Consider the following 12,354-nt stretch of genomic DNA (forward strand, 5'->3'; position numbering starts at 1 on the left):
TAAACTGCACAACATTCATTGCACTCCATGGCGAGCTGGTCATGGATGACGGGTCATATTACAAGGCTGTGTGCAAGGCTAGTCCAGTTTCATCTCTGAACTTGTCACCTGCTCGAACTGAGCAGTATTTTGCAGTCAATCAATAGTTGGGCGCGCCAAAGGCGCAGGAAAAGACGCGTTTTGAAGAAATCCACAGCAGCACCTAAAGCAGTTCCACACTGGCGTCAGCAGTTGCACTACCGGCTCAAGGAAGGTGCGCTGCTCGCTATTGGCGCTCTCTGCCTGTTTATGATGATGGCCTTGCTGACCTACGGTAAGGATGACCCTGGCTGGAGCCACAACAGCCGTGTTGTGGATGTACAGAACTTCGGTGGGCCTGCGGGCGCTTACAGTGCTGACATTCTGTTCATGGTGCTGGGCTATTTTGCCTATATCTTCCCGCTGCTGTTGGCGATCAAGGCCTACCAAATTTTCCGCGAACGGCATCAGCCCTGGCAGTGGAGCGGTTTGCTGTTTTCTTGGCGGCTGGTCGGCCTAATCTTCTTAGTGCTGTCGGGAGCCGCGCTGGCGCATATTCACTTTCATTCCGCCACCGGCTTGCCAGCAGGCGCTGGAGGGGCGCTGGGTGAAAGCTTGGGCGACTTAGCTAAAAACGCTCTGAATATCCAAGGCAGTACCTTGCTGCTGATTGCCTTGTTTCTGTTTGGTTTGACTGTTTTTACCGACTTGTCGTGGTTCAAAGTGATGGACGTGACCGGCAAAATCACCTTGGACTTGTTCGAGTTGATTCAGGGCGCGGCCAACCGGTGGTGGTCTGAGCGCAATGAGCGCAAGCAATTAGTCGCTCAGCTACGTGACGTGGATACCCGTGTCAATGAAGTTGTGGCGCCAAGCGTTCCCGATAAACGTGAGCAAGCTAAAGCCAAAGAGCGCCTAATCGAGCGCGAGCAAGCACTGACCAAGCACATGACCGAGCGTGAAAAGCACGTACCGGCGGTGATCACACCTGCACCAGCCAAAGCACCAGAGCCGAGCAAGCGTGTGCAGAAAGAAAAACAAGTGCCGCTCTTTGTAGACAGTGCCATTGAGGGCACGCTGCCGCCGATCTCGCTTTTGGATCCGGCCGAGAAGAAGCAACTTAATTACTCCCCAGAATCGTTAGCGGGCGTCGGCCATTTACTTGAAATCAAGCTTAAAGAATTCGGGGTTGAAGTCTCAGTTGACTCCATTCACCCAGGCCCGGTGATTACCCGTTACGAGATCCAGCCAGCAGCTGGGGTCAAGGTTAGCCGTATCGCTAACTTGGCTAAAGACTTGGCGCGGTCGTTGGCGGTGACCAGTGTGCGTGTGGTGGAAGTGATTCCAGGTAAAACCACCGTGGGTATCGAGATCCCTAACGAAGATCGTCAGATCGTGCGCTTTTCTGAAGTGCTATCGACCTCTGAGTTTGATGACGCCAAATCCCCTGTGACTTTGGCTCTTGGCCATGACATTGGCGGCAAAGCGGTCATCACCGCTCTGGCTAAAATGCCGCACTTACTGGTAGCCGGTACGACAGGTTCTGGTAAGTCGGTAGGCGTGAATGCCATGATTTTGTCGATTCTGTTCAAGTCGGGGCCAGAAGACGCCAAGCTGATCATGATCGACCCGAAAATGCTTGAGCTATCGATCTACGAAGGCATCCCGCATCTGCTTTGCCCGGTCGTCACCGATATGAAAGATGCGGCCAACGCCCTGCGCTGGAGCGTCGCTGAGATGGAGCGCCGCTACAAGCTGATGGCGAAGATGGGCGTGCGTAATCTCGCGGGCTTCAACCAGAAGATCAAAGACGCTGAAGCAGCGGGCGAGCCGATTAGCGACCCACTGTACAAGCGCGAAAGCATCCATGACGAAGCGCCATTGCTGACCAAGCTGCCGACCATCGTGGTAGTGGTCGATGAATTTGCCGACATGATGATGATTGTTGGCAAAAAGGTTGAAGAGCTGATCGCCCGTATCGCCCAGAAGGCGCGCGCTGCCGGGATTCACCTGATCCTCGCCACCCAGCGCCCCTCGGTGGACGTGATCACGGGTCTGATTAAAGCCAACATCCCGACCCGCATGGCGTTCCAAGTGTCGAGCAAAATCGACTCGCGCACCATCATCGACCAAGGTGGCGCCGAGCAGTTACTGGGCCACGGTGACATGCTGTACATGCCGCCAGGCACTAGCCTGCCGATTCGTGTACACGGCGCATTCGTGTCTGACGACGAAGTTCACCGTGTGGTTGAGGCTTGGAAGCAGCGTGGTACGCCGGATTACAACGATGACATCCTGGCGGGCGTCGAAGAGCCGGGCAGCGGTTTTGATGGTGGTAGTAGTGAAGGCGGTGATGACGCTGAAACCGATGCGCTGTATGACGAGGCTGTTCAGTTCGTATTAGAAAGCCGTCGTGCCTCTATCTCCGCAGTTCAGCGCAAATTGAAGATCGGTTACAACCGCGCTGCACGCATGATCGAGTCCATGGAAATGGCCGGTGTTGTGACCGCGATGAACACTAACGGCTCGCGCGAAGTGTTAGCGCCTGCTCCAATGCGCGACTGACCTGTTTACAGCCTATCTGTAGGCAGGGTTTAACTAATCAATGAGGATTTCCATGCGTTTTGTCAGCCTGTTGTTGCTACCGGTTTTGGCTTTGACTGCATTTTCCGCCAGTGCCGCTGAGGCGGATGTGCAGAGCCTGACCAACCTGTTGGAAAGGTCGAAGACGCTGACTGCGCGCTTTACCCAGTTAACTCTGGATGGCAGTGGAACTCAGTTGCAAGACACCAAAGGTGAAATGGCTTTGCAGCGTCCGGGGCTGTTCTACTGGCATACCGATGCGCCGAATGAACAGACGATGGTGTCTGACGGCCAGAAAGTCACCTTGTGGGACCCAGATCTAGAACAAGTCACCATCAAAAAGCTTGATCAACGTCTGACTCAAACCCCAGCTCTGCTGCTCTCTGGAGATGTGTCGAAAATCAGTGAAAGTTTCGACATCAGCTCAAAGCAGTCGGGTGATGTGATTGATTTCACGCTCAAGCCTAAAACCAAAGACACGTTGTTTGACTCGCTAAACCTGTCGTTTCGCGGTGGCCTGATCAACAACATGCGTCTGGTTGACAGTGTGGGTCAGCGTACTGATCTGCTGTTCACCGGGGTAAAGGCCAATCAGCCGATCCCGGCTTCCACGTTCAAGTTCGATATCCCGAAAGGGGCTGATGTCATCCAGGAATAAGCCCTGGACGAGGTTTCAAACGCTCTATGGATCTGTTTCGAAGTGCACCGATTGCCCAGCCCTTGGCTGCCCGTTTGCGGGCGACCAATCTGGATGAGTATGTCGGTCAACAACACCTGCTGGCCCGCGGCAAACCCTTGCGCGAAGCCCTGGAGCAGGGCGCGCTGCACTCGATGATCTTCTGGGGGCCGCCAGGCGTGGGTAAAACCACGCTGGCGCGGCTGCTGGCTGAAGTCTCGGATGCTCACTTTGAAACCGTCTCGGCCGTGCTGGCTGGGGTTAAGGAAATCCGTCAGGCGGTTGAAATCGCCAAGCAGCAAGCTGGCCAATACGGGCGGCGGACCATCCTCTTCGTCGACGAAGTGCACCGTTTCAACAAGTCGCAGCAAGATGCCTTTTTGCCCTACGTTGAAGACGGCACCTTGATTTTCATCGGCGCCACCACTGAAAACCCGTCCTTTGAGCTGAACAACGCGCTGCTGTCACGGGCGCGGGTGTATGTCCTCAAGAGCCTAGACGAAGCGGCATTGCGCAAGTTGGTTGAGCGCGCGTTGACCGAAGATAAAGGCTTGGGCAAGCGGGGTCTGACCCTCAGCGACGAGGGCTTTCAAGTCTTGCTTAGGGCCGCTGATGGTGATGGCCGGCGCTTGCTCAACCTGTTGGAAAACGCCTCGGACTTGGCCGAAGACGCGACTGAAATTGGCACCGACCTTCTGCACAACCTGCTGGGCGACACCCAACGGCGGTTCGATAAGGGCGGTGAAGCGTTTTACGACCAGATCTCGGCCCTGCATAAGTCGGTACGTGGCTCTAACCCAGATGGTGCACTGTACTGGTTTGCACGCATGATTGATGGCGGCTGTGACCCGCTGTACATCGCGCGTCGTGTGGTGCGCATGGCCAGTGAAGACATCGGCAATGCTGACCCCCGAGCCTTGAGCTTGTGCTTGGCCGCGTGGGACGTGCAAGAGCGCCTCGGCAGCCCCGAAGGCGAACTAGCGGTGGCCCAAGCCATTACCTATTTGGCCTGCGCGCCAAAAAGCAACGCGGTGTACATGGGCTTCAAGGCCGCACTGCGCAGCTCTGCCGAATATGGCTCGCTCGAAGTCCCTCTGCATTTGCGCAATGCGCCGACCAAACTCATGAAGCAATTGGGCTATGGTGACGAATACCGCTACGCTCATGACGAGCCGGATGCGTATGCCGCCGGTGAAGACTACTTCCCAGATGGGCTTGAGCCTTTAGCGCTGTATCAACCTGTTCCTCGCGGGCTTGAATTGAAAATTGGCGAAAAGCTTAAACACCTGGCCACGCTTGATCGGGCCAGCCCACTACAGCGGAGAAAACCTTGATTCCATTAATCGCTGCCGTAGCTGTAGGAGGTGCTGCAGGCACCTTATTGCGTTTCGCCACGGGCAATTGGATATCCGCCAATTGGCCAAAGCACTTCTATACCGGAACGTTGGCCGTTAATATCGTGGGCTGCCTGATAATTGGCCTTCTTTACGGGCTTTTTTTGATCCGCCCGGACGTCCCGGTTGAAGTCCGCTCTGGACTCATGATCGGGTTTTTAGGCGGTTTGACCACTTTTTCATCCTTTTCACTGGATACGGTGCGCCTGCTTGAAAACGGGCAAGTGCTCTTGGCCCTGGGCTACGTAGCCCTCAGCGTATTCGGCGGGCTGCTTGCGACCTGGGCTGGCCTGTCCCTGACCAAACTTTGATAAACGAGAAACCGACATGCTCGATTCCAAACTGTTACGTACCAACCTGCAGGACGTAGCGGATCGCCTGGCATCCCGTGGCTTTAAGCTGGACGTGGCGCGCATTGACGCGCTGGAAGCTAAGCGTAAAGAAGTTCAAACCCTGACCGAGCGTCTGCAGGCAGAGCGCAATGCCATCTCCAAGAGCATTGGTCAGGCCAAGGCGCGCGGTGAAGACATCGCGCCACTGATGGCTAGCGTTGAAACCATGGGCAGCGATCTGGCCAGCGGCAAGATTGAGCTGGAAGCGATCCAGACCGAACTGGACTCGATTCTGTTGAGCCTGCCAAACCTGCCAGATGAATCGGTACCGGTAGGTGCTGACGAAGACGACAACGTCGAAATTCGCAGCTGGGGCACGCCAAAAGCCTTTGATTTTGAGATCAAAGACCACGTCGCATTGGGCGAACAGCATGGCTGGCTAGACTTTGAGACGGCGGCCAAATTGTCCGGCGCTCGTTTTGCCTTGCTGCGTGGGCCGATTGCTCGTCTGCACCGTGCCTTGGCGCAGTTCATGATTAACCTGCACATCAATGAACATGGTTACGAAGAGGCTTACACGCCGTACTTGGTACAGGCGCCTGCGCTGCAAGGTACTGGGCAGTTGCCGAAGTTCGAAGAAGACCTATTCAAAATCAGCCGCGAAGGCGAAGCCGATCTTTATCTGATTCCGACGGCTGAAGTGTCGCTGACCAACATCGTGGCGGGCGAGATCGTTGATCACAAATCCCTGCCGATCAAATTCGTCGCGCACACGCCATGCTTTCGCAGTGAGGCCGGTGCGTCGGGCCGCGACACACGCGGCATGATCCGTCAGCACCAATTCGACAAAGTTGAGATGGTGCAGATCGTAGAGCCCTCGACGTCGATGGATGCCCTTGAAAGCCTGGTCGGTAACGCTGAAAAAGTGTTGCAACTGCTTGAGCTGCCTTACCGCACGCTGGCGCTGTGCACCGGTGACATGGGGTTCAGCGCCAGCAAAACTTACGACCTTGAAGTGTGGGTGCCTAGCCAAGATAAGTACCGTGAAATCTCGTCGTGCTCTAACTGTGGCGACTTCCAAGCTCGCCGTATGCAGGCGCGTTTCCGTAACCCAGAAACCGGTAAGCCTGAGCTGGTTCACACCCTCAACGGCTCTGGCTTGGCGGTCGGTCGCACGTTGGTTGCGGTGCTAGAAAACTACCAGCAGGCAGACGGCTCGATCCGTGTCCCTGAAGTGCTCAAGCCTTATATGGGCGGGATTGAGGTTATCGGCTAAATGGAGTTTCTGCCGCTGTTTCATAACCTGCGTGGCAGCCGTGTATTGGTGGTCGGTGGTGGGGAGATTGCCTTGCGCAAATCTCGGCTGCTGGCCGATGCCGGTGCGGTGCTGCGGGTCGTTGCGCCCGCGATAGAGCCACAACTGTGTGAGTTGGTTAACAGTAGCGGCGGTGAGCTGGTGTTGCGTGGTTATGTTGAAACCGACCTTGATGGGTGCGGGTTGATCATCGCCGCCACTGACGATGAGCCGCTCAATGCTCAAGTGTCTGCTGATGCCCATCATCGTTGTGTTCCGGTTAACGTGGTCGATGCACCCGCGCTGTGCAGCGTGATTTTCCCTGCCATCGTTGATCGCTCGCCGTTAGTGATCGCCATCTCCAGTGGTGGCGATGCGCCGGTTTTGGCGCGGTTGATTCGCGCCAAGATCGAAACCTGGATCCCCTCGACTTACGGTCAGTTAGCAGGCCTTGCCGCACGGTTTAGGGCGCAGGTTAAACACCTGTTTCCGAATGTGCAGCAGCGTCGTGGCTTCTGGGAAGATGTGTTTCAGGGCCCGATTGCCGATCGGCAACTGGCCGGGCAGGGCGCTGAAGCTGAGCGTTTACTCCAGGCCAAGATTAATGGCGAACCGACCAAGACCACCGGCGAGGTATACCTGGTGGGTGCAGGGCCGGGTGACCCTGACCTGCTGACTTTTCGCGCACTGCGTTTAATGCAACAGGCGGACGTCGTGCTCTACGATCGTCTGGTAGCGCCCGCGATTCTGGAACTCTGCCGTCGTGATGCTGAACGTGTCTACGTGGGCAAGCGTCGCGCTGAACACGCGGTGCCGCAAGATCAGATCAATCAGCAATTGGTGGATTTGGCCAAGCAAGGCAAGCGAGTGGTGCGGCTCAAAGGAGGCGATCCGTTTATCTTTGGCCGTGGTGGCGAAGAAATTGAAGAGCTGGCGGCGCATGGCATCCCGTTTCAAGTGGTGCCGGGCATTACCGCTGCCAGCGGTTGCGCGGCCTATGCGGGTATTCCGCTGACCCATCGTGACTACGCGCAATCCGTGCGTTTCGTGACCGGGCATTTGAAAGACGGCACCAGCAACTTACCGTGGAACGAACTCATCGCTCCGGCGCAAACTCTGGTGTTCTACATGGGGCTCATCGGCTTGCCGATGATCTGCGAGCAATTGATTGCCCATGGTCGCTCGCCGGATACCCCAGCCGCTTTGATCCAGCAAGGCACTACCTCAAACCAACGAGTCTTCACCGGCACCTTGAAAGACCTGCCCACGATGGTTGCGGAGCATGAAGTGCATGCCCCCACCCTGGTCATCGTAGGCGAAGTAGTTTTACTGCGTGAGAAGCTGGCGTGGTTTGAAGGCGCGCAGTCGCAGGTTTAAATGCGCGGCAAAACACAGTAGCAAGCTGCGATCTTTTGTATTTAACGATCAAAAGATCGCGAGCAAGCAGAAGCAGCAACGCAGGTGATGGGTTGTAGGAGCGAGCTTGCTCGCGATCTTTCGAGCGTTAACCGGCTGCTCCTACAGAGTGTTATCAGCTCCTGTTATCGCCCACCAAGCTGTCGACCGACGGCACGCGTGTATCGCTTTCCATCTGAGCATCGTGCTCCAACTGATGGCTAAAACGATCCAGCGAACCTTGCGCGGGTTGCGCGTCACTGGCAAATACCGGTGGGCTCATTAAGTAAGCACCCAGTAAACGACTCAAGGCCGCGAGGCTATCAATGTGCGTGCGCTCATACCCATGGGTCGCATCGCAACCAAACGCCAGCAAGGCACAGCGAATATCATGCCCCGCTGTGACCGCTGAATGCGCATCACTGAAGTAGTAGCGGAACATATCGCGACGTACCGGAAGATCGTTATTGGCCGCAAGGTTCAGCAAATGCCGGGACAAGTGATAGTCATAAGGCCCGCCCGAATCCTGCATGGCCACGCTGACGGCATGTTCGCTGGAGTGCTGGCCTTGTGCGACGGGCGCAATATCAATGCCCACAAACTCACTCACATCCCACGGCAAAGCTGCCGCAGCGCCGCTGCCGGTTTCTTCGGTGATGGTGAACAGCGGGTGACAGTCAATCAGCGGTTGTTCGCCACTGTCGACGATGGACTTTAGCGCCGCCAACAAGGCCGCAACGCCAGCCTTATCGTCCAAGTGCCGCGCACTGATGTGGCCACTGTCGGTGAATTCGGGCAAGGGATCAAAGGCCACAAAATCACCCACGTTGATGCCCAATGAATCGCAGTCGGCGCGCGTGACGCAGTAGGCGTCCAACCGCAACTCGATGTGATCCCAGCTGACCGGTAATTCATCCACCGCCGTATTAAATGCATGGCCTGAAGCCATGAGGGGTAGCACACTGCCGCGAATGACTCCGGTGTCGGTAAACAGGCTGACCCGGCTACCTTCGGCAAAGCGGCTGGACCAGCAACCCACGGGCGCCAGTACTAGACGGCCGTTGTCTTTAATCGCCCGCACACTGGCGCCGATGGTGTCCAAATGCGCCGAAACTGCACGGTCCGGGCTGTTTTGCTGGCCTTTAAGGGTGGCGCGTAACGTACCGCGGCGGGTCAACTCAAAAGGAATACCCAATTCTTCTAGACGTTCGGCCACATAGCGCACGATGGTGTCGGTAAACCCGGTAGGGCTGGGAATGGCGAGCATTTCCAGTAATACCCGTTGCAAGTACTCGAGGTCGGGTTCTGGAAGGGTACGAGTCATAACTACTCCTGCTGAGGGAGCTGCCTAGGGGCAGGCAGCTCATGCGTGAGTTTTCAGTCTTAAATGCCTACACCCTCAAGGTGCGGGCTGACTATGAGGGAACAGCAAGTCGATAAAGCGCTCGGCGGTGGGCTGCGGCTCATGGTTAGCCAGCCCGACGCGCTCGTTGGCTTCGATGAACACATACTCGGGCTGATCAGCCGCTGGGACCATCAAGTCGAGGCCGACCACCGGTATGTCCAACGCACGGGCAGCACGTACTGCGGCATCTATCAGCACGGGGTGTAAAACCTCGGTGACATCTTCTAGGGTTCCGCCCGTGTGCAAGTTTGCAGCGCGGCGCACGGCCAGGATTTCACCAGCGGGCAAAATACTGTCGTAGGTATACCCAGCGGCTATTACGGTGCGCTCAGTTTCGGCGTCCAGCGGGATCCGGCTTTCGCCATCGGTGGCCGCTTGACGACGACGGCTTTGCGCTTCAATCAGTTGCACAACACGGTGATGCCCATCGCCGACGACTTGCGCTGGTTTGCGAATAGCCGCAGCCACCACTTCGAAACCAATGACCACGATGCGCAGGTCAAGCCCTTCATGGAAGCTTTCAAGCAGCACACGACTGTCGAAGGCCCGAGCGGCTTCAATGGCCTGTTGCACGTGTTCAATGTCGCTCAAGTCCACGGCCACGCCATTGCCTTGCTCGCCGTCCAACGGTTTGACTACGATCCGTTGATGTTCATCCAGAAAAGCCAGATTGTCGTCGGCCGTGCCCGCTAACTGCTGCACCGGCAAGCTCAAGCCTGCTTGGCTCAATACCGCGTGGGTGAGGCTTTTGTCTTGGCACAAGCTCATGCTGATGGCGCTGGTCAGATCCGATAGCGACTCTCGGCAACGAATGCGTCGGCCACCATGGCTGAGTGTGAAAAGCCCGGCACTGGCGTCGTCAATATGTACGTCTATACCGCGTTTGTAAGCCTCCTCTACTAGGATGCGCGCATACGGGTTAAGCCCAACTTCGGGGCCGGGGCCGAGGAACAGCGGTTGATTGATGCCATTTTTGCGTTTGATAGCAAACGTCGACAGGGTGCGGAACCCGAGCTTGCCGTAGAGCTTTTTCGCCTGTTGGTTGTTATGCAGCACAGAAAGGTCGAGATAAATCAGACCGCGGCTCATGTAATGCTCAACCAGATGGCGTACCAGCACTTCGCCCACACCCGGCCGGGAGCACAGTGGATCAACCGCCAAGCACCACAGGCTGCTGCCGTTTTCCGGGTCGTGAAACGCGGTGTGGTGATTCAGGCCCATGACGCTACCAATGACCGCGCCGCTGTCTTCATCTTCAGCCAGCCAATAAACCGGGCCGCCTTGATGGCGAGCGGTCAGCAGCGTCGGATCGACAGGCAGCATGTTGCGCGCTAAATACAGAGCATTGACGGCCTGCCAGTCGGCCTCACTTTGCACGCGGCGGATGCGAAACCCACGAAACACACGGGTCGCCGGGCGGTAATCGGTAAACCACAGGCGCAACGTGTCCGACGGGTCGAGAAACAACTGCTGGGGCGACTGCGCCAAGACCTGTTGCGGGGCTGCCACATACAGCGCTATATCACGCTCGCCCGCTTGTTCGTTAAGCAGTTCATTGGCCAGGCACACCGGGTCGGGGAAGGTATGCCCGACCAGCACCCGGCCCCAACCGCAGTGTAAGACCACCGGTTTCGCGTCCAGCGCGCTGCCATCTTCGGCGAAGCGGGCTTGCAGTCGCTCGTAGGAGGGCGCCTGCCCGCGCAATAAACGTTGGTTATAGGCTGTGGCGAGGGGTTTCATTGATCAGATTCCTTGTTCGCTCAGCCACAGATTCAGGGCTGCCAATTGCCACAACTTGGAGCCGTTGAGGGGCGTTAACTGACTTTCAGGGTTGGTGAGCAAGCGATCCAGCATGGCGGGCTGGAACAGGCCGCGGTCTTGGCTTGGATCGAGCAGCAAGTCGCGCACCCAATTAAGCGTGTCACCCTGCAAGTGCTTGAGCCCAGGCACGGGGAAGTAGCCTTTTTTGCGGTCGATGACCTCACTTGGGATAACCAAGCGGGCTGCTTCTTTCAATACCTGTTTGCCGCCATCTGGCAACTTAAAGCGGGCCGGAATTCGCGCCGACAGCTCGGCCAGTCGATAGTCAAGAAACGGCGTTCGGGCTTCCAGGCCCCACGCCATGGTCATGTTATCGACGCGTTTGACAGGGTCGTCTACCAGCATCACGGTACTGTCCAGTCGCAGAGCCTTGTCCACACCCGCGACGGCGCCAGGCTGTGCGAAGTGCTCACGGACAAAATCGCCAGCGGCGTCATTCGCGGTCAGCCACTTGGGTTGCACGGTGGCTTTGTAGTCGTCATAGCTGCGATCAAAAAACGCTGCACGGTAAGCCGCGTAAGGGTCGCTGGCGCCATCGACTTGCGGGTACCAGTGATAGCCTGCGAACAATTCATCTGCCCCCTGACCGCTCTGTACCACCTTGCAATGCTTAGCGACTTCACGCGATAGCAGATAAAAGGCGATGCAATCATGGCTGACCATCGGCTCGCTCATGGCGCGGAAGGCTGCAGGCAGTTGCTCGATGATTTCGTGTTCAGCAATGCGTAATTGGTGATGTCGGGTGCCGTAATGCTTGGCAATCAAATCTGAATACTGGAATTCATCTCCACGCTCGCCGCCAGCGTCCTGAAAACCGATGGAAAAGGTCGACAGGTCTTGTACGCCTACTTCTCGTAGCAGCCCTACCAGCAAACTGGAGTCGACACCGCCCGAGAGCAGCACACCGACATCCACAGCGGCGCGTTGACGAATGGCCACCGCTTCACGGGTACTGTCTAGCACGCGGTCGCGCCAGTCTTCGAGGGTCAGATGAGTTTCATCGGCGTGTGGGCCGTAGGGCAGCGTCCACCAAGTTTTTTGCTCGGTGTTGCCCTTGGCGTCAATGCGCAACCAGGTAGCAGGTGGCAGTTTTTCAATTCCGGCAACCAAGGTGCGAGGCGCGGGTACGACGGCGTGAAAATTTAAATAATGATTCAACGCAACCGGATCGAGCATTGGGCTGATGTCGCCGCCTTTAAGCAACGCGGGCAGGGTTGAGGCAAAGCGCAAGCGTTCGCCAGTACGCGACAGGTACAGCGGCTTCACGCCTAAACGGTCACGAGCAATAAACAAACGCTGGGTGTCACGCTCCCAAATGGCAAACGCGAACATGCCATTGAGTTTGGGCAGCATGGCTTCACCCCACGCGTGATAGCCCTTTAGCAATACCTCAGTGTCGCCATCGGAGTAAAAGGCGTAGACAAGTTTTTCCAGCT

General features: G+C 56.8%; 9 protein-coding genes. 6 read left to right on the forward strand and 3 right to left on the reverse strand.

Translation table 11 applies throughout. The features are described from left to right. Positions 1–138 precede the first annotated feature (138 nt). Genes AQS70_RS16025 through cysG form a run of 6 tightly spaced genes read left to right on the forward strand, consistent with a single transcriptional unit; the run spans position 139 to position 7,674 of the window. Positions 139–2,583: a DNA translocase FtsK gene (locus AQS70_RS16025; RefSeq protein ID WP_420912355.1), complete on the forward strand. Its 2,445-nt coding sequence runs from the start codon at positions 139–141 to the stop codon at positions 2,581–2,583. A gap of 52 nt (positions 2,584–2,635) precedes the next feature. Further along, positions 2,636–3,259, forward strand: coding sequence for an outer membrane lipoprotein periplasmic chaperone LolA (lolA, locus tag AQS70_RS16030; RefSeq protein ID WP_055103746.1), 624 nt, complete (start codon positions 2,636–2,638; stop codon positions 3,257–3,259). A gap of 26 nt (positions 3,260–3,285) precedes the next feature. After that, entirely contained in the window at positions 3,286–4,611 is a 1,326-nt protein-coding gene (locus AQS70_RS16035) for a replication-associated recombination protein A (protein WP_055103747.1), read from the forward strand. After that, the gene (gene crcB, locus AQS70_RS16040; RefSeq protein ID WP_055103748.1) at positions 4,608–4,982 is read left to right on the forward strand and encodes a fluoride efflux transporter CrcB; all 375 of its coding nucleotides are present in this window, start codon (positions 4,608–4,610) and stop codon (positions 4,980–4,982) included. The genes AQS70_RS16035 and crcB overlap by 4 nt, the downstream gene beginning before the upstream one ends. A 16-nt stretch (positions 4,983–4,998) precedes the next feature. Further along, positions 4,999–6,279, forward strand: a complete 1,281-nt coding sequence (gene serS, locus AQS70_RS16045; protein WP_055103749.1) for a serine--tRNA ligase — start codon at positions 4,999–5,001, stop codon at positions 6,277–6,279. Further along, the gene (cysG, locus tag AQS70_RS16050) at positions 6,280–7,674 is read left to right on the forward strand and encodes a siroheme synthase CysG (RefSeq protein ID WP_055103750.1); all 1,395 of its coding nucleotides are present in this window, start codon (positions 6,280–6,282) and stop codon (positions 7,672–7,674) included. 154 nt (positions 7,675–7,828) lie between these two features. Here cysG and AQS70_RS16055 read toward each other — a convergent pair whose 3' ends face one another. The 3 genes from AQS70_RS16055 to AQS70_RS16065 form a co-directional block, all read right to left on the reverse strand. Then, positions 7,829–9,016 carry an osmoprotectant NAGGN system M42 family peptidase gene (locus AQS70_RS16055; protein ID WP_055103751.1) on the reverse strand — a complete coding sequence of 396 codons (1,188 nt, stop codon included), beginning with the start codon at positions 9,014–9,016 and terminating at the stop codon, positions 7,829–7,831. Positions 9,017–9,091: 75 nt separating this feature from the next. Beyond that, positions 9,092–10,837 carry an N-acetylglutaminylglutamine synthetase gene (gene ngg, locus AQS70_RS16060; RefSeq protein ID WP_055103752.1) on the reverse strand — a complete coding sequence of 582 codons (1,746 nt, stop codon included), beginning with the start codon at positions 10,835–10,837 and terminating at the stop codon, positions 9,092–9,094. A gap of 3 nt (positions 10,838–10,840) precedes the next feature. Beyond that, the coding region (locus AQS70_RS16065; protein WP_055103753.1) for an N-acetylglutaminylglutamine amidotransferase at positions 10,841–12,354 on the reverse strand (1,514 nt) is incomplete at its 5' end.

The sequence above is a fragment of the Pseudomonas endophytica genome (assembly GCF_001411475.1).
GTDB classification, from domain to species: Bacteria; Pseudomonadota; Gammaproteobacteria; order Pseudomonadales; family Pseudomonadaceae; genus Aquipseudomonas; species Aquipseudomonas endophytica.

Coding starts and splice junctions, on each gene's coding strand:
- lolA (WP_055103746.1), top strand. CDS start 2,636: ATGCGTTTTGTCAGCCTGTTGTTGCTACCGGTTTTGGCTTTGACTGCA.
- AQS70_RS16035 (WP_055103747.1), top strand. CDS start 3,286: ATGGATCTGTTTCGAAGTGCACCGATTGCCCAGCCCTTGGCTGCCCGT.
- serS (WP_055103749.1), top strand. CDS start 4,999: ATGCTCGATTCCAAACTGTTACGTACCAACCTGCAGGACGTAGCGGAT.
- cysG (WP_055103750.1), top strand. CDS start 6,280: ATGGAGTTTCTGCCGCTGTTTCATAACCTGCGTGGCAGCCGTGTATTG.
- AQS70_RS16055 (WP_055103751.1), bottom strand. CDS start 9,016: ATGACTCGTACCCTTCCAGAACCCGACCTCGAGTACTTGCAACGGGTA.
- ngg (WP_055103752.1), bottom strand. CDS start 10,837: ATGAAACCCCTCGCCACAGCCTATAACCAACGTTTATTGCGCGGGCAG.